Source organism: Aeromicrobium jepli (genome assembly GCF_047246605.1).
Taxonomy (GTDB): domain Bacteria; phylum Actinomycetota; class Actinomycetes; order Propionibacteriales; family Nocardioidaceae; genus Aeromicrobium.
This window is the reverse complement of the sequence record NZ_JBFOKO010000004.1, coordinates 224,480-241,798: the sequence shown is the minus strand read 5'-3', so window position 1 is coordinate 241,798 and position 17,319 is coordinate 224,480. Positions and strand designations below refer to the sequence as shown.

At 73.2% G+C, this 17,319-nt stretch carries 17 protein-coding genes; 8 read left to right on the top strand and 9 right to left on the bottom strand.

The window, feature by feature from the left end; translation table 11 throughout:
- The first annotated feature begins 51 nt into the window (after positions 1-51).
- Positions 52-378 carry a GNAT family N-acetyltransferase gene (locus AB3M81_RS10355; RefSeq protein WP_412903830.1) on the top strand — a complete coding sequence of 109 codons (327 nt, stop codon included), beginning with the start codon at positions 52-54 and terminating at the stop codon, positions 376-378.
- Here the strand turns inward: AB3M81_RS10355 and AB3M81_RS10350 are convergent.
- The gene (locus AB3M81_RS10350; protein ID WP_412903829.1) at positions 375-1,121 is read right to left on the bottom strand and encodes a phosphatase PAP2 family protein; all 747 of its coding nucleotides are present in this window, start codon (positions 1,119-1,121) and stop codon (positions 375-377) included. The two genes, AB3M81_RS10355 and AB3M81_RS10350, sit on opposite strands and share 4 nt — an antisense overlap.
- A 98-nt stretch (positions 1,122-1,219) precedes the next feature.
- On the opposite strand from AB3M81_RS10350, the gene trpF reads away from it, so the two are divergent.
- Together trpF and AB3M81_RS10340 are read left to right on the top strand one after the other, a co-directional pair.
- Positions 1,220-1,825, top strand: coding sequence for a phosphoribosylanthranilate isomerase (trpF, locus tag AB3M81_RS10345; RefSeq protein ID WP_412903828.1), 606 nt, complete (start codon positions 1,220-1,222; stop codon positions 1,823-1,825).
- Positions 1,826-1,862: 37 nt separating this feature from the next.
- On the top strand, positions 1,863-2,633 hold the full coding sequence (locus AB3M81_RS10340) for an alpha/beta fold hydrolase (protein ID WP_412903827.1): 771 nt from the start codon (positions 1,863-1,865) through the stop codon (positions 2,631-2,633).
- Between the two features lie 4 nt (positions 2,634-2,637).
- On the opposite strand, the gene AB3M81_RS10335 is transcribed toward AB3M81_RS10340, so the two are convergent.
- The 5 genes from AB3M81_RS10335 to AB3M81_RS10315 form a co-directional block, all read right to left on the bottom strand.
- Complete coding sequence (locus tag AB3M81_RS10335) at positions 2,638-3,048, bottom strand: ATP-binding protein (protein ID WP_412903826.1); 411 nt, start codon at positions 3,046-3,048, stop codon at positions 2,638-2,640.
- Positions 3,038-3,373, bottom strand: a complete 336-nt coding sequence (locus AB3M81_RS10330; protein WP_412903825.1) for an STAS domain-containing protein — start codon at positions 3,371-3,373, stop codon at positions 3,038-3,040. The genes AB3M81_RS10335 and AB3M81_RS10330 overlap by 11 nt, the downstream gene beginning before the upstream one ends.
- A complete protein-coding gene (locus AB3M81_RS10325; protein ID WP_412903824.1) occupies positions 3,370-5,322 on the bottom strand; it encodes a glycosyltransferase family 2 protein in 1,953 nt (650 codons plus the stop codon). The genes AB3M81_RS10330 and AB3M81_RS10325 overlap by 4 nt, the downstream gene beginning before the upstream one ends.
- A complete protein-coding gene (locus AB3M81_RS10320) occupies positions 5,319-6,485 on the bottom strand; it encodes a PP2C family protein-serine/threonine phosphatase (protein WP_412903823.1) in 1,167 nt (388 codons plus the stop codon). Before AB3M81_RS10320 ends, AB3M81_RS10325 begins: the two co-directional genes overlap by 4 nt.
- A 97-nt stretch (positions 6,486-6,582) precedes the next feature.
- A complete protein-coding gene (locus AB3M81_RS10315; protein ID WP_412903822.1) occupies positions 6,583-7,041 on the bottom strand; it encodes an RrF2 family transcriptional regulator in 459 nt (152 codons plus the stop codon).
- Positions 7,042-7,091: 50 nt separating this feature from the next.
- Here AB3M81_RS10315 and AB3M81_RS10310 point away from each other — a divergent pair, with 50 nt between their 5' ends.
- Positions 7,092-8,096 (top strand): asparaginase, encoded by a 1,005-nt coding sequence (locus tag AB3M81_RS10310; protein WP_412903821.1) that lies wholly within the window; start codon positions 7,092-7,094, stop codon positions 8,094-8,096.
- Here AB3M81_RS10310 and AB3M81_RS10305 read toward each other — a convergent pair.
- From AB3M81_RS10305 to AB3M81_RS10295, 3 genes are read right to left on the bottom strand one after another with little or no spacing between them, the layout of a single operon-like run.
- On the bottom strand, positions 8,093-8,278 hold the full coding sequence (locus tag AB3M81_RS10305; protein ID WP_412903820.1) for a hypothetical protein: 186 nt from the start codon (positions 8,276-8,278) through the stop codon (positions 8,093-8,095). The genes AB3M81_RS10310 and AB3M81_RS10305 overlap by 4 nt on opposite strands.
- Complete coding sequence (locus AB3M81_RS10300) at positions 8,275-10,323, bottom strand: alkaline phosphatase family protein (RefSeq protein ID WP_412903819.1); 2,049 nt, start codon at positions 10,321-10,323, stop codon at positions 8,275-8,277. The genes AB3M81_RS10305 and AB3M81_RS10300 overlap by 4 nt, the downstream gene beginning before the upstream one ends.
- On the bottom strand, positions 10,320-11,096 hold the full coding sequence (locus AB3M81_RS10295; RefSeq protein ID WP_412903818.1) for an MBL fold metallo-hydrolase: 777 nt from the start codon (positions 11,094-11,096) through the stop codon (positions 10,320-10,322). The genes AB3M81_RS10300 and AB3M81_RS10295 overlap by 4 nt, the downstream gene beginning before the upstream one ends.
- Before the next feature lie 214 nt (positions 11,097-11,310).
- On the opposite strand from AB3M81_RS10295, the gene AB3M81_RS10290 reads away from it, so the two are divergent.
- The 4 genes from AB3M81_RS10290 to AB3M81_RS10275 are packed head-to-tail and all read left to right on the top strand — an operon-like array spanning position 11,311 to position 17,316.
- Entirely contained in the window at positions 11,311-12,774 is a 1,464-nt protein-coding gene (locus AB3M81_RS10290) for a class I adenylate-forming enzyme family protein (protein ID WP_412903817.1), read from the top strand.
- A 23-nt stretch (positions 12,775-12,797) separates the two neighbouring features.
- Entirely contained in the window at positions 12,798-14,594 is a 1,797-nt protein-coding gene (locus AB3M81_RS10285; protein ID WP_412903816.1) for a DUF3556 domain-containing protein, read from the top strand.
- Positions 14,591-16,024: a phytoene desaturase family protein gene (locus tag AB3M81_RS10280; RefSeq protein ID WP_412903815.1), complete on the top strand. Its 1,434-nt coding sequence runs from the start codon at positions 14,591-14,593 to the stop codon at positions 16,022-16,024. Before AB3M81_RS10285 ends, AB3M81_RS10280 begins: the two co-directional genes overlap by 4 nt.
- Entirely contained in the window at positions 16,021-17,316 is a 1,296-nt protein-coding gene (locus AB3M81_RS10275; protein WP_412903814.1) for a PucR family transcriptional regulator, read from the top strand. The genes AB3M81_RS10280 and AB3M81_RS10275 overlap by 4 nt, the downstream gene beginning before the upstream one ends.
- The last annotated feature ends 3 nt before the right edge of the window (positions 17,317-17,319 follow it).

Genomic DNA, 17,319 nt, shown 5'->3' with positions numbered 1-17,319 from the left:
CCCGGCGGCCTTCCAGTCGGCCGGGCTCCGCCCCGTGGACAGGACGCCGCCATGACTCACCAGACCGTGACCCGAGCCCAGGATCCGGACCGCTTCGAGATCGCGGTGGACGACCGCACGGCGGGCTTCACGCAGTTCGTCGACCACGACGGGCAGCGCATCTTCTTCCACACCGTGATCGAGGACGAGTTCGGCGGACAGGGACTCGCGGCGTCGCTCGTGCAGGAGGCGCTGGAGCGGACGCGCGCCGACGGCGTGCGCATCGTGCCCGTGTGCCCCTACGTGGCGAGGTTCCTCCCGAAGACCGACGAGTTCGCCGACATCGTCGACGAGCCGACGGACGAGTCCCGCCGGCTGGCCCGGCGCGCCGCCCGCTAGGCGCCGAGCTCGAGCGCGGACTCGACGGGCGCGGAGCGCGGCAGGCCGGCGCCGATCGCGCGAAGGAACCCCTCGGCGAGCACGAGCAACGCGATCCCGGCGGCGGCGTCGACCCACCAGTGGTTGGCCGTGACGATGACGATCGCGACGGTCAGCGTCGCGTGACCGACCGCGACGCATCCGAGCCAGCGCGGGCCGGTGCGGACCACGACGTACGCGATGAGCACCGCCCAGCCGACGTGCAGGCTGGGCATTGCCGCGAACTGGTTCGCGAGGACCCCGCTCGCGCCGTCGTACGGCGAGGGGCCGTAGCGCGTCATCGTGTCCGTGAAGCCCCACTGCGGGAACATCCGCGGCGGCGCGAGGGGGAAGCCGACGTGCAGCACGAGGGCGGCCGAGGTCTGCAGGATCCACAGGTTCCGCGCCCAGCGGTACTCCGCCAAGGGCCGGCGCAGCAGCCCCCACAGCAGGAACACGGCGATGAGCGGGAAGTGCACGTACGTGTAATAGAGGTTGGCGGCGCGGAAGAGCGTCTCGGAGTGGACGGCGGCCTGGATCGCCGCCTCGGACGGCAGCCACAGCCAGCCCTCGATGCGGTGGACGAGCTGGGCGTGCTCGGTGGCGAGTCCCTCGTGGCCCAGCGCGAGCAGCCGTCCCAGCTTGTAGGCACCGAACAGTGCGCCGGCGAGGGCGAACTCGCGGATCACCGTCGCCGGGCTGGTCCTCGTGTCGTCGTTCGCCATCTGTCTCCTCGGTCCGTCCGACCGTGGCCCCGAGCGCCCCTGCCGGTCAGGCTAGCGCCGATCTCGGCCCTTGTGGCAACCCTGAGAGGATGTTCGGCGTGTACGTGAAGATCTGCGGGCTGCGCACCGCTGCGCACGCCGAGGCCGCGATCGGGGCCGGGGCGGACGCGGTCGGCGTCGTCATGAACCGCACCAGCAGCCGTCGCGCCACCGAGGACGAGGCCCGTGTCGTCGTCGAGACCGCGCGGGGTCGGGCCGACTCCGTCCTCGTCGTCAACGACATGTCGGCAGCCGACGCTGCCCTCACGGCGGCCCGGCTGGGCTTCGACGTGCTGCAGCTGCACGGCCGTGCGTACGGGCGCGAGGACTTCGACGCCGCCCAGGCGGTCGTCCCGCGGGTGTGGCGGGCGACGTCGCTCGACCTCGACCCGCCGCTCGAGGTCGGCGCCTGGGGCGAGGAGGTGCTCCTGCTCGACGCGCCGAAGCCGGGCTCGGGGGAGCGATGGGACCTCTCCGGACTGGCGGACCGGGCACCGGACGGGCGCTGGCTCGTCGCCGGGGGACTGTCGCCGGCGAACGTCGCCGAGGCCGTGGCGGCCGTCGCGCCGTGGGGCGTGGACGTGTCGAGCGGCGTCGAGGTCGCGCCCGGCGAGAAGTCGGCGGACCTGATCCGCGCCTTCCTCGCCGCCGCGCGCGCCGCCTGACGACTCCGGCGGCGGGCGCGTGCCAGACTCACGTCCCGTGCAGACCCATGAGCTGGCCCGGCCCGACGGCATGACCATCGCGTTCCACGAGTGGAGCGCCGACGCGCCCGGGACGCCGGTCGTCCTGCAGCACGGCTACGTCGCCGACACCGAGATCAACTGGGTGGCGACGGGCGTCGTTGACGCGCTCGTCGCGGCCGGCCGGCGCGTCGTCGGCGTCGATGCGCGCGGGCACGGCCGGTCGGGTACCTCCCCGGACAGCGCGTTGTACGGCGAGCGCACGATGTCCGCTGACGTCTCCGCCGTCGCCGACGCGCTCGGTCTCGACGAGTACCACCTCGTCGGGTACTCGATGGGTGCCGTCATCTCGCTGCTGGCCGCGGGCCGGGACGAGCGCGTCTCGCGGCTCGTGATCGGTGGGGTCGGCGCTGGTGTCGTCGAGGTCGGCGGCGTCGACACGCGCGCGCTCGACCGCGGCGTGCTGGCCGAGGCGCTGCTCGACGAGGGCGACCTGAGCGGCTACCCGACGGAGGTGCTCGCCTTCCGCCAGTTTGCCGACCACCTCGGCTCGGACCGGCCGTCGCTCGCAGCGCAGGCGCGCGTGGTGCACAGCGGCTCGGCCGAGCTCGAGCGGGTCACCGTCCCGACCCTGCTGCTCGCCGGCCGCGACGACCCCCTCGCGGTGCGCCCCGAGGTGCTGGCGGACGCGCTGCCCGACGGCACGCTCGTGCTCGTCGACGGCGACCACCTCGGAGCGGTCGTCGCGCCGGAGTTCGGCCCGTCGATCGTGGAGTTCCTGGGCCGCTGACGCCTCAGGCCGCCTGCGCCGCGCGCCGCATCGTCCAGACGTTGCGGCCGTCCTCGCGGGCGTACACGAGCTCGTCGAGCGCGGCCTGCGCCAGCGCGATCCCGCGTCCGGACTCCGACAGCGGGTCGGGCATGTAGGTGCTCAGGTCGCCCTCGTACTCGTGGCCGTCGTCCGTCAGCACGCCCTCCAGCACGTCGTCGCGCACGCGGAGGCTGAACGTCCAGCGCACCTCGCCGACGGGCCGGCCGTGCTCGACGACGTTGCCGGCGATCTCGATGACGGCGGTCTCCAGCATCATGAACGCCTCGGCCGACACCGAGGGCCAGGCCTCGCGTCCCTGCTCCACGAGCTCGTGCAGGGCCTCCAGCTCGGCCGGGACGGCCCATCCGTCGAGGCGCAGCGTGTCACCACTCACGGCGAGCCTCCGCCACGTCGGCGTACGGCCGCAGGACGCGATCGAGGTTGGTCAGCCGCAGGACCGAGAGCACCTGGTCGGGAGCCCCGGCGATCCGCAGGTCGCCGCCGGCGAGGCGCGTCGCCTTGAGGCCGTGGACCAGTGCGCCGAGGCCGGAGGAGTCGACGAACGTCGTCGCGGAGAGGTCGACCACGATGCGGTGGCCGCCGTCGGCGACGGTCTCGTCGAGGACGGTCCGCAGCCGCGGGGCCGCCACCATGGTCAGCCGGCCGTCGCACTGCAGCACGGTCACGCCGTCCCCGGTGGTCCTGGCGATGTCGATCACGATGCGGGCTCCTCTGCGGGATCGGCGGGCCGGTAGAGCGCCGCGCGGTAGATGATGCTCATGACGAGCAGGTCGTAGGCGACCCAGACGACGTTGACGACCGTACCGATCGTGCTGTCCGCGGCGCCGGTCCACAACCGCACCACGCCGATGACGCACGCCGCGACGAGGATGACGGTGGCCGCGAGCTGGGGCCACACGAGTCGCCACGGGAAGCCGCCGCCGGCCTGCCGGGTCTTCGGCGTGACGACGAAGCCCAGCGGCCGCTTGAGGAAGACGTTGGCGGCGGCGGTGGTGCACGCGCGGATCCACAGCGGGAACAGCGCGAGGCTGTACTGGTGCCCGCGCCACGTCTTGACGCCGTAGCCCACGACGAAGAACAGCAGCTGGTTGAGCACGACGTAGGGGAGGAAGCGCTCGAGGAACTCCAGACCGTACGCGTGCACGGGCAGCACGCCGAAGCAGAGGTAGAACACCGGGGCGGCCATGAAGATCACGGCGGCGAAGCCCGACAGGTAGCTCCACATCGTGCCGAAGTACATGAGCCGCTGGGCGACGGTGAGCCCGCGCTGCACGAGCGGGTTCTCGCGCAGCAGGACCTGCAGCGTCCCCTGGGCCCAGCGCAGGCGCTGCTGCAGCATCGTCCGCAGGTCCTCCGGCGCGAGGCCGTGGGCGAGGATCTCGTGGTGGTAGACCGACTTCCAGCCCAGCGCGTGCAGCCGCATGCACGTGGCCATGTCCTCGGTCACCGACACGGTCGCGAGCGGCATCATCGGCTGCGCCTCGTCGGACCGGTCCACGTCGACCGCCCGGATGAGCGACCGAACGGACTCGATGGCGCCGAGTGGGCTCCACTCGCGGTCGGCCAGCCGGTCCAGGGCGACGTCGTCCACGACGAGGGCGCCGGCCTCCTGGTCGACCGCCACGGGCAGGGCCGCGATGAGCTCGAGGTCCTCGGCGATCCCGGCGAGGTCGCGCTCGACGGCGCCGCGGCTCGCCCGGTCGACGGCCTGCTGGAAGCCGTAGGTGACCTCGGCGATCAGGGCGCCGGAGCGCAGGTCCTTGAGGGAGCGCTGCGCGGCCGCGCGCAGCTCCTCCAAGTCGCCCGCCAGCTCCGGGTGCGTGCGCCGTGCGCGACGGGCCGCGCCGCCGAGGATCCGCTGCGACGCCTTGAGGGCGTCCGCGACCGCCGTCTCGACCTCGCGGACGTAGCCGACGATGCCCAGCTGCATGAGGGCCTCGCGGCGCAGGACGGCGTTCGAGCCGCAGAAGAACGCCGCGTTCCAGCCGTCCTTGCCCTGCTGGATGGGCCCGTAGAACAGCGGCGCCTGGCTGCCGAGCGGATCGGCGTCGGTCACGTTCGTGAACCACTGCGGGGTCTGCACGAGGGCGACCTCGGGGTCGCGGAACCAGCCCAGCGTCCGGTCGAGGATCGCCGGGTCGGGCACCTGGTCGGCGTCGAGGATGAGCATGAACTCGCCGTCGGTGGCGAACAGCGCGTTGTTGAGGTTGCCGGCCTTGGCGTGCCGGGGCCGGTCGGTCCAGTCGTCGCTGCGCACGAGGTAGCCGACGCCCAGCTCGGCGGCCGCCGCAGCCAGCTCGGGGCGGTTGCCGTCGTCGAGGATCCACGTGCGGTGCGGGAACGCGATCCGCTGCGCGCCCTGCGCCGTCGCCATGACCATCTCGACGGGCTCGTTGTAGGTCGTGATGAAGACGTCGACCGTCGCGTCCTCGGGCGGGGGAGGGGCCTCGCCGCGCTGCTTGATCCGCCACACCGTGAGGCCGAACAGGTAGGCGTCGACGAGCGCGTACGTCTCGGCGACCACGAGCGGCACGGCGATCCACCAGTTGTCCCAGTTGACCGACCAGCCCCAGCGCCACACGACGTAGGAGGTGCCGGTGAGCAGCGTCAGGACGACGAGGATCCGGACGGCCAGCTGGCGCATCATGCGGGCAGCCTCCTGATCACGACGGCGGTGAGGTCGTCGTCGAGGTCGTGGGTCCGCGCGTACTCCTCGATGCGCGCGATCGTCGACGCCGGGTCCTTGCCGTCACGCACGATGTGCGCCGCCGTGTCGACGGCCGCGGCCTCGTCCTCGACGATGTCGAAGATCCCGTCGCTGACGAGGATGAGCGTCTCGTCGGGCGCGAGCCGCTCGCGCTGCACGGTCCACGTGTCGTCGGGCAGCGCGCCGAGCGGCAGGTCGCGCGACTGCAGCCGCCGGGGCTCGCCCTGCGGCGGCACGACGAGGGCCAGGCCGTGGCCGGCGTCGACGAAGTCCAGCTCGCCGGACGCCGGCTCGATCCGGCAGGCGAACAGCGTGGCGAACGTGCCCGTCTCGGTGAAGTCGTCCGCCATGCCGACGGCCGTGCGGTAGACGGCCCGCTCGAGCGGGTTGAAGGGCGCGGCGCCGCGCATCATGGCCCGGATGCCGGCGGTGAGGACGGCGGCCGTCATGCCCTTGCCCATGACGTCCGCGACCACCACCTGCAGCCGGTCGTCGACCATCGACCAGTCGAAGTAGTCGCCGCCGACGTGACGGGCGGGCAGGCAGCAGCCGGCCATCGCGTAGCCGTCCAGCTCGATCGGCCGGTAGGGCAGCAGGCGGCGCTGCACCTCGCGGGCCTGGAGCTCGTCGTCGTCGGCCGCCAGCTCGCGCTCGACCCAGCGTCCGAGGTCGGCGAGCAGTCCCAGCTCGGCCTCGCTGAGGTCGCGCGGGTGGTCGTCGACGAGGCACAGGGCGCCGACGGTCTCGCCGGTGGGCGCGGCGAGGGGCTGGCCGACGTAGAAGCGCAGCTCGCCGTCGTCCACGACGTCCGGGTGCCGGGCGAAGCGCTCGTCCAGCTGCGCGTCCCGCACGATCATCGTGTCCTGCGCCGCCACCGTGTGGGTGCAGAAGGACTCGGCGCGCGGCCGGTCGCCGAGCGGGATGCCGACCGCCGCCTTCGTGAACTGCCGGTCGGCGTCGATGAGGTTCACCGCGACCTTGGGAACGTCGAAGATCCGCTGCGCGAGCCGCACGACCTGGTCGAAGCGCTCCTCGGGCGGGGTGTCGAGCACGCCGAGGTCGTGCAGCGCACGGAGCCGTGCGTCTTCGGGGGAGGGGATCACACGGGACCGCCTTCTACGAGGCTTGCAGCAACATCGCCATGCTAGGAGCCGCGAGGCATGTTGCGCGAGTGGAGCGCGTGACGGGTGTGTCCGAGCCTCAGTGAGGACGCCAGGCGTCGTCGTCCTCGGTCCGCTTCACGACGGCCGGCGGCAGCTCGCCGCTGGCCAGCTGCGCGATCGTGACCGTCTCGAGGACCTCGCGCAGCGCGTCGCGGGCGGCGACCCAGACCGGCTTGAGCACCTCGGCCCGGCCGTTGTACGAGACGGACTCGGGGCGGACCCCGTAGACGGACACGAGGGGCCCGTCGACCGCGCGGATGACGTCCGCGATCGTGACCTCCTCGGCGGGTCGGGCGAGCCGCCAGCCGCCGGACTGGCCGCGCTGGGCGAACAGGACGCCCGCCTTGCGCAGGTCCCCGAGGATGGACTGGAGGAACGTGTGCGGGATGTCCTGGCGCCGTCCGAGCTCGTCGGCGGTGATCGCCCGGTCGCCGGGTTCGGCGGCCAGCTCGATCAGGGCGCGCAGCGCGTAGTCGGACTTCGTCGAGACTCTCACCGGACCAGTGTCCCAAAGCCGATCCGCGCGGTCGCGGATATCCTCCCCGAATGACGACTGCACCCCGGACCGACGACGTCTCCGCCCTGCCCTCGGCCCCGCTGGCGCACGTCGTGCGCGGCGACCTCGTCGAGTCCGTGCACGCCGGCCACCTCGTCGCGCTCGGTGCGGACGGCGCGCCGGTGCTGACGCTGGGCGATCCCGAGGTCACGATGTGGCCGCGCTCGTGCGTCAAGCCGCTGCAGGCCGTCGCCATGGTGCGGCACGGCCTCGACCTGCCCGAGCGGCTCATGGCGCTCGCCGCCGCGAGTCACAACGGCGAGGCCCAGCACCTGGCCGGCGCCCGCGAGATCCTCGCGATCGCGGGCCTCGACGAGCAGGCGCTGCTCAACACGCCGGACCTGCCGTGGGGCAGCAGCGCGCAGCGCGAGTGGCTCGCCGCGGGCCACGGCCCCGAGCGGATCACGCAGAACTGCTCGGGCAAGCACGCCGCGATGCTGCTGACCTGCGTCACCGCCGGATGGGACACGCGCACGTACCTCGATCCCGGTCACCCCCTGCAGGTCGCGATCCGCGAGACGATCGCCGAGCTCACCGGCGTGCCCGTCGCCACCGCCACGACGGACGGCTGCGGCGCGCCGCTGTTCGCGACGACCGTGACGGGCCTGGCCCGCGGCTTCGGCCGCGTGGCCTCGGCACCCACGCGCGATCCGGAGTCGGCCGAGGCGCGCGTCGCCCGGGCGATGTCGGCCCACCCCGAGATGGTCGCCGGCGGCCGTCGCCCGCCCACGACGCTCATGCGCGCGGTGCCGGGCCTCGTGGCCAAGGACGGCGCGGACGGCGTCTTCGCCGCCGGGCTGCCCGACGGCCGTGCGGTCGCCTTCAAGGTGCTGGACGGCGCCGAGCGCCCGCTCGCACCGGTGATGGTGCGGGCCCTGGACGAGCTGGGCGCGTTCGACGCGGAGGGCGTCGACCACGACGCGATCTCGTCGCTGCGCGAGCGGGACGTGCTGGGCGCCGGGCGTCCCGTCGGGGCGATCCGCGCCGCCTTCTAGTCGGTCCCGTTCGCGCGGACCCACGCGGCCACGGCGGGATCGGTCGTCGTGAGGCGCTCCACCTCCTCGCCGCCGTCGCAGCGGCACAGCGCGATGTCCCACCGGCCGGCGACGGACCCCGCGATCCGGCACGTGCCGCCGTGCGCGAGCCATCGCTCCAGGCGCTCGAGCTCGGTCGTCATGGCAGGCCCGCCCAAGCGCGCAGCTGGCGGTGGACGTTCCAGGCGCCGACCAGCACGGGGGAGTCGCCCAGCTCGGGCACGTGCTCGGTGAGCGCGGGGTCGAGCGTCCACGCGCGGGGGTGCACGAGGACCGCCTGGTTCTGCGGTCCGCCGATCCCGCCGTGCGAGCCGACCTGGTCCTCGAAGGCGTGGATGCCGCCGAGCTCGTCGACCGTGGAGATCACGACGAGGTCGCCGGCGTCGGGCAGGCCGTGGAGGCGCTCGAGGTCGCTGGCCGTCCGGGAGGGGTAGCCCGCCAGCGGGTCGCTGCCGGTGACGGCGCCGCCGGCCCGCAGCTCGCGGGTGCCGCCGGGGCCGGCCACGACGGGCGTCCCGTCGCCGCCGGTCGCCAGCACGAGCCCGACGCCGGGACTGGCCAGCAGCCCCGGCACGAGTCCCGGCCAGCGCGCGTCGATCTCGTCGCGCGTGGGCCGCGCGCCGAGCCGCGGGAACCACACCATGCCGAGGTTGCCGCCGCCCGTGACGACCACCTCGGGGTGGGGTGACTCCGCGACGACCCGCTCCGGCCGGCGCTGTCCCTCGCCGACGACGGAGGACACGAGCGCGTTGACGGGAGCGCGCTCCTCGCCGCCGCCGGTCGTGGTGAGCACCGCGGCCTCGGACCCGTCCGAGCGCATGAGCGCCGAGACGTGGTCGGGGAACGAGCAGCCCGCCAGCTGCGAGAACGGCGCGCCCAGGCTCTGCCCGTGGTCGGACAGCAGGACGAGGTCGTACCGCGTGCGGACCGAGCGGGCCACGTCCTCGAGCGCCCCCAGCACCCCGTCGAGGCCCTCGATCGCGCGCATCGACTCCGGCCGCTCGGGTCCGGCGTGGTGCGCGATCTCGTCGTAGTCGACGAAGTCCACGAAGATCAGCGGCGAGCCGCTGGCCATCTCCTCCGCGACGAGCGACAGGTTGAGCTTGCGCAGCAGGACGTTCGTGATGCCGCGCAGCAGCACGTAGCCGCCCTTGCGCGGGATGCGCGGCTGCACGTCGCGCGCCCGCTGACGATGACCCTGGTGCAGCTCCTTGAGGACCTCGCCCACCGTCATCACGAGCGCGCCGGGCAGCAGGAACGGGCGGATGAAGAACGCCAGGTAGGCCGAGCCCGAGCCGAGGTCCCGCGCGCGGGTCGCCTTGCTGATCGTGAGGTAGGCGCGCGACGACCCGCCGGTGTACGTGGTGCTGACGGCGCTGCCCTCGATCAGCAGCCCGGACGCCGGGTCGAAGCGCGACTCCACGAGCCGGGAGTCGGCCGGGTTGCCGGCGGCGAGCAGCCGCCCCGAACGGCGGTCCCACCAGCGGAACGCGGGGATGTCGGGCGAGCCGTGCAGGAACCCCGCCATGCTTGCCGGCGTGGTGCACGGGATGGTCGCCCACCACCCCGTGAGCGTGTGGCTCGAGCCGATCCAGCGCGCGATGTTCGGGGCCTGTCCACCGGCGAGGGCGCGCCGCAGCACCGGCAGCGCGAGTCCGTCCAGCTGGACGACGAGCAGGCCCCGGTCCCGCTCGCGGTGCGAGCGGGCGCGGGCGAGCGCCCGGGACGTGCGCGCCGTCGCGGCGCCGACGACGTAGCCGCTGTCCGTCGCTCCCGAGAACCAGCGGCCGACGGCCATGACCGTGGAGGCGACGAGCAGCACGACGACCGTGTCGCCGAACGTGAGGTCCGCGCTGGCGCCGACGCTGATGGCAGCGCCCAGGACCACCACCTGGACACCGAGGCCGAGGGCCATGGCGAGCAGGACGCTGCCGCGCGAGGCCAGCAGCCGCAGCGGGCCGGCCAGGACCACGTCCACGAGGAAGACGGCCACGACCACGACGCCGAGCAGCAGGACCCAGTCGTCGACGGTCTTGTCGAGGACCAGGAGGCCGAGCCACACGCCGAGCGCGGTCACCGCGACGCTCCACAGCGCCTGGAGGATGTCGGGCAGCCGCGGGAACCGCAGGGCTCGTCGCGGGGCGACGACGGTCGACGCAGCCCACCCGGCCGGGGTGGTCTGGCTCACAGGGGCATGGTGCCACGCGGCAGTGTCGTGCGGACACCCATCGGCGGGATGACGACGCGGTCGCCCAGGCCCGCCTCGTCCGCCGCTGCGCGGAACGTCGGCCCCGGCTGGACGAAGCGCAGGTGGTGCGTCGAGCCCGAGGACGACAGCACGACCGGCCAGTACGTGCCGAAGTGGACCGGCACGATCCAGCGCGCGCCCACGGACCGGACCGCCTCGACGGCCTGCGCCGGGTCGAGGTGCCCGTCGCCGAGCGTCGGCCCCCACCCGCCGATGGGCACGAGCGCCAGGTCGACCTCGGGCACGGGCGCGAAGTCCATGGGGCCGGTGTCGCCGGGGTACCAGCACGTCGCGCCGCCGGACCCGAACCGGAACCCGAGGGCGGGCGCGACCGCCGCGCCCGGCCGCCTGTCCCGGCGGCCGTCGTGCCGCGCGGGCAGCACCTCGACGTCGACTCCGGCCACGGTGAGGCGGTCGCCCGGCACGACCTCGATGACGTTCAGGCGGCCCAGGGGACGCACGGCCCGCACGGCTCCGCGGGGCACGACGATCGGCACGGCGTCGTCGAACCGGCGCAGCGTCGGCACGTGCAGGTGGTCGTGGTGCAGGTGCGAGACGAGCACGAGGTCGGCACGTGTGGCGGTCCCGGGCGGGGGCGGCGAGGCGCGGCGCAGGTGGAGGAGCCGCCGGACCATGAGCGGGTCGGTGACCACGGTCGCGCCGGGCAGCTCGACCGTGGCGAACGAGTGACCCCACCACGTCAACGACAGCACTCCCCAGTCTGGGGGCCGGACCGGGCCGGTTGACAAGGGCCGCGGGCAATTTGTGCACGCGAGACAAGTCGCCCGGTCCGTCCGGCGTGAATTGGCCGCCGTGCACAATCTCGCGGCGAAAGTTCTGCCGGAACGCAGATGTCTTGGGCACCGGTCACTGCCCTAGCGTCCGGGATGTGTGCCACATCACATTCTTGAGCGGAAGGCGGCGGGCATGACCCTGGCGTACCTGAGCGACATCCTGGCGGCCCGGTACGGCGACGCCCCGGCCGTCGCGGACGACCGCACCTCGCTGACCTTCGCCGAGCTAGACGAGCGCGCGGACGCCGTCGCCGGCCGCCTCGCGCAGGAGGGATTCGGGCGCGGCGACGTGCTGGCGGTCATGCTGACGAACCGCGTGGAGCTCGTGGTCTGCCTGTTCGCAGCATGGCGACTCGGCGGCACGGCCACGCCCGTGAACCCGGCGTTCACCGAGGTGGAGGCCGCGCACCAGGTGGGCGACTCCGGGGCCCGCCTCATCGTCGTCGAGAGCGACGACGCCCCGACCGGCGGCGCCCGCCCCATCCCCGTGGACTCCCTCGCCACGGCCCTTCCCACGGGCGCCGCCCCGGTCGAGGTCCGCCCGGACGACCTCGCGCTGCTCGTCTACACGAGCGGCTCCACCGGACGCCCGAAGGGCGTCATGCTCGACCACGCGAACGTCGAGGCGATGTCGGGCACGATGGCGCGCCACATGGAGCTCACGGCCCGGGACCACTGCCTGCTGATTCTGCCGCTGTTCCACGTCAACGCCGTCATGGTGTCCCTGCTCGCCCCGTTGCGCGTCGGCGGACGGCTCACGATCGTCGGGCGCTTCAGCCCGCAGACCTTCTTCGGCGAGGTCGAGCGGATCCGGCCGACCTACTTCTCGGCCGTGCCCACGATCTATGCGCTGCTGGCGGCGCTCCCGGAGGACGTCCGTCCGGACACCTCGTCCCTGCGGTTCGTGGTGTGCGGCGCGGCACCGGTCTCGCGCGAGCTGCTCTCGGCGTGCGAGCGGCGCTTCGGCTTCGTCATGGTCGAGGGCTACGGGCTCACCGAGGGCACGTGCGCCTCCGCGTGCAACCCCGTCGGTCCGGACGCGGTGCGCAAGCTCGGCACCGTCGGACCCGCCCTGCCGGGCCAGCGCATCGCGATCGGCGGACCCGATGGCGAGCACCTGCCGCCGGGTGAGATCGGCGAGGTGCTCATCAGCGGGCCCACGGTCATGCGCGGCTACCTCAACCGGCCCGAGGCCACCGCCGAGACGGTCGTCGACGGCTGGCTGCACACGGGCGACGTGGGGCGCCTGGACGAGGACGGCTACCTGCAGCTAGTCGACCGGATCAAGGACATGATCATCCGCGGCGGCGAGAACCTGTATCCCAAGGAGATCGAGAACGCGATCGCCCGCATCGAGGGCGTGCTCGAGGTCGCCGTCGTCGGGCGCCACGACGACGTGCTCGGCGAGGTCCCGGTCGCGTTCGTCGTCGCCTACCCCGGCGCGGTGCTGACGCAGGAGGACGTGCTCGAGCACTGCCGCCGCGAGCTGACCCGCGTCAAGGTCCCGGCCGCCGTCGACATCGTCGAGGCGCTGCCGAAGAACCCGGTCGGAAAGATCGACAAGCCCACCCTGCGCCGGCTCGTGCGCAGCGCCTGACACATCGAGAGAGGTCGAGACACATGGGATTCACGACGGCGGACATGCCTCCGGTCGACCCGGAGCGGTTCGAGCAGATGCCGGTCATGGACCGGATGCGGGTGCTGGCCCTGCACTGGGCCGACTACGGCTTCGGCGGCCCCAAGCAGATGCACGTGCTCTACCTGGTCAAGACGGTCGCCTTCATCGCCGGGGGCTGGCTGGTCGTCGGCCTGACGACGCCCGGCCTGGGCCTGTTCGACCTCGGCGGCTGGTGGGGCGAGCTGATCGTCTACCAGAAGCTCATGGTCTGGATCGTCCTGTGGGAGATCACGGGACACGCGGCCTCGTGGGGGCCGCTGTCGTTCAAGTTCGGTCCGTTCACCGGAGGCTGGAAGTACTGGACGCGGGTCGGCACGCTCCGGTGCCCGCCGTACGGCGACCGGATCCCGGGCACCGGGGGAGCGGCCCGCACGGCCTTCGACGTCGCGCTGTACGTCGCCCTCGTGGTGCTGCTGGCGATCGCCCTGGTGCTGCCCGGCCGGCAGAGCGAGGCGGCCTACTCCGAGGCCGGACTGATCGCCTCGTGGCCGCTCATCGCGTACTTCGCCGGCCTGGTGGTCATGGCCTTCCGGGACAAGGTCGTGTTCCTGGCGTCGCGGCCCGAGCAGTACGCGCTGTGCCTGCTGGCGTTCGCGACGCTCGCGTCGCACGTGGACATGGTGCTGGTCGCGAAGATCGCGATGGTCACGATCTGGCTCGGCGCGGGCGTCTCGAAGTTCGGCCACCACCTGACGTTCGTCGTGCAGGCGATGATGAGCAACACGCCGTGGCTCACGTCGAGGCGGTTCAAGCGCACGCTCTACCGCGACGTCGACGGCGAGGACCTCATGCCGACGAGGATGGCGTTCACGTGGGCCCACGTCGGCGGCACCGTCGTCGAGCTGGTCCTGCCGCTGGTGCTGCTGTTCTCCACGAACGGGACGATCACGTGGCTCGCGATCGCGGGCATGATGGCGTTCCACCTGTTCATCTACTCCACGTACCCGCTCGCGGTCCCGCTGGAGTGGAACATCTTCTTCATCTTCGTCACGCCGTTCCTGTTCGGCGGCTTCATGGCCGGCGACGGCTACGGCCTGGGCGACTTCTCCAGCCCGTGGCTGCTGGTCGCCGCGCTCGTCGGCTTCCTGACGGGCCCGATCCTGGGCAACCTCAAGCCCGAGTGGGTCTCGTTCCTCATCTCGATGCGCCAGTACGCCGGCAACTGGGCCTCCGCGACGATGGCGTTCCGGATGAACGGCGCCGAGGACAAGCTCGACACGGGCCTGGTGAAGGGGATGCGGATCCAGCGCGAGCAGCTGGCCGCGCTGTACGGCTACGACGTCGCCGAGATCTTCCTGCAGAAGTGCGTCGCCTTCCGCAGCATGCACAGCCACGGCCGTGCCCAGCTGTCGCTCATGCAGCGCCACCTGGACCGGCTCGAGAACTACCGCCTGCGCGAGGGCGAGGTCGTCTGCACGGTCCTGCTGGGCTGGCAGTTCGGCGACGGTCACCTGTTCGACGAGCGCACGATCGCGGCGGTGCAGGAGCGATGCCACTTCGAGCCGGGGGAGTGGGTCACGACGTTCACCGAGTCGCAGCCCATCCACCGCACGCAGGTGCAGTACAAGGTCATCGACGCGGCCCTGGGCGTCGTCGAGCGCGGGTGGTACGACGTGCGCGATGCTGTCAGTGAGCAGCCGTGGATCCCCAACGGACCGATCCGGCACACGATTACGTGGCAGCGTCCGGGGTACCGTCCGGCGGGCGACCTGTCGGGTGAGGAGAGGGTGGCGACGTGACGAGAGCGGTGGTGGTCGGCAGCGGCCCCAACGGGCTCGCTGCCGCCCTCACCCTCGCGCAGGCCGGCGTCGAGGTGGAGGTGCTGGAGGCGGCCGACCAGGTCGGCGGTGGAGCCCGCAGCGGCCACTACACGGTCGAGGGCGTGCTCCACGACGAGTGCTCGGGCTTCCACCCGCTGGCCGTCGACACGGCGTTCAGCCGGCGCTTCGACCTGACGGCCGACGGCCTGACGTGGCGCTGGCCAGAGGTCCAGTACGCGCACCCGCTCGACGGGGGCCGCGGGGCCGCGGTGTGGCGCGACGTCGACCGGACCGCCGCCGGGCTGGGCGAGTCGGGCGCCACCTACCGGCGCGTCTTCGGTGCGCTGACCGACCGGTTCGACCGCATCGCGAACGAGTTCCTCCAGCCGATGCTGCACGTGCCGCGGCACCCGTTCGCGCTCGCGGGCTTCGGCATGGCGAGCCTGCTGCCGGCCACCTGGCTCGGTCGGATGCTCCGCTCGGAGGAGGCCTCGGCGCTGTTCGCGGGTGTCGCGGCGCACGCGTTCCGCCCACTCGGCAGCCCGGTCTCCGCGGCCATCGGCGTCGCGCTGGGCACGGCCGCGCACCGCTACGGCTGGCCGGTCGCGCAGGGTGGCACGGGCGCGATCACCGACGTCCTCGTGCGGCGGCTCGAGGCCCTCGGCGGAACCGTCACGACGGGCGTCCGGGTGACGAGCCGCGAGCAGCTCGGCGGCGCCGACATCGTCATGCTCGACACGACCCCCGGGAGCGCGGTCGACATCCTCGGCGACGCCCTGCCGTCGCGCGTCGCGGCCGCCTACCGCCGCTACCGCTTCGGGCCCGGCGCGTTCCAGATCGCGCTCGCGGTCGAGGGCGGCGTCCCGTGGCAGCACGAGCCGACCCGCCACGCCGGCACCGTCCACCTGGGCGGCTCGATGCGCGAGATCGCCTCGGCCGAGCGGCAGATCTGGCACGGCCGGATGCCCGAGCGGCCCTACGTCCTGCTGGGCCAGCAGTCCCAGGCCGATCCCGGCCGGCGCGCCGGGGACGTCCACCCGATCGACGCGTACGCGCACGTGCCGCAGGGCTTCACCGGCGACGCGACCGAGGCGATCCTGCGCCAGATCGAGCGCTTCGCGCCGGGCGTGCGCGACCGGATCGTCGGCATGTCCGTGCGCTCGACCGAGCAGATCGTCCGCGACAACGAGAACTACGTGGGCGGCGACATCGTCACCGGCGCCAACACGCCTCGCCAGCTGATCTTCCGGCCGCGCATCGGCCTGGACCCGTACTCGACGGGGGTGCCGGGGACGTACCTGTGCTCGGCGGCCACGCCCCCGGGCGCGGGCGCGCACGGGATGTGCGGTCACCTCGCTGCGCGAAGGGCCTTGCGTCACGCGGGGATCGTCGGGACCATCGGCGCATGAGCGAGCAGGCCGCGGCGGAGGGAGTCGACGCCGCGGACGTGCGCCGGCTCGTCGCCGCGCTGGGCCAGCGGCTGTCCGAGGAGCAGCCCCACCTGACGCGCGTGCTCACCGACAAGATCCGCTCGATCAGCGACCTCGACCTCGACCAGCCGCTCATCGACCTGCTCGACGCGAGCGTCGACAGCAACATCAACACGATCGTCCACCTGCTCATCAACGCGATCCCGGTGGACCGCATCCAGGCGCCCACCGCGGCGGTCGAGTACGCCCTGCGGCTCGCCCAGCGTGGCGTGCCCTCGTACTCCCTCGTCCGGGCCTACCAGCTCGGGCAGGAGTTCCTCATGACGGTCGTGCTGGACGAGGCCGAGCGGATCGACGCCGGCCGCGTCCCCACGCTGCGCGCCGTGCGGGCCATCGCGGACGCCGTCTACCAGTACATCGACTGGATCTGCCTGCACCTGCTCGACCGCTACGAGGACGAGCGCGGGCGGTGGGCCACCACGTCGGGCAACGTCGCGTCGGCGATGCTGCAGGGGCTGCTGCGCGGTGACGACTCCTCCGAGCACGACCTCGAGGCCGAGACGGGATACCGGTTCGACCAGCACCACGTCGGGCTCGTGCTGTGGTCGCGCGACCAGGACGGCATCACGGACGCGCTCGTCGCGATGGAGCGCATCAGCCGCGAGCTGGAGTCGCGCGTGGGCGCCGGCACGCCGCCGCTGTTCTCGGCGATCGACCGCACGACGGCGTGGCTGTGGATCGGTCGCGGCGCGAGCGCCGAGCCGATCGACCGCGAGGTGGCCGACGTCCTGGCCAAGTTCCCCGAGCTGGGCGCCGCGGTGGGCCTGCCCGAGTTCGGCATCGAGGGCTTCCGCCGGACGCACGCGCAGGCGCGGGACACGTTCGAGCTCGCGCTCGAGGCCGGCGACCGCATCGGCCAGGTGACGGCCTTCGGGGACCGCGGGATCGCGCTGATCTCGATGCTGCTGCGGCAGCCCGGAGCGCTGCAGCGCTGGGTGCGCGACGTGCTGGGTCCGCTCGGGGCGGTGTCCCCGGCGGCCGCCCGGGCGCGCGAGACGCTGGGCACGTGGCTGGACCACGACCGCAACTTCCAGGCCACCGCCGAGGCGCTGCAGGTGCACCGCAACACGGTCAAGTACCGGATCGAGCGCATCGGCGCCGAGCTCGACGAGCGGCTGGGGGAGCGGCGCGTCGACCTCGAGCTGGCGCTGCTGGCGTGCCGTCTGCTGGGCGACGACCTCCTGGCCGCGCCCCGTCCGGGCCGGCGCTGAGCA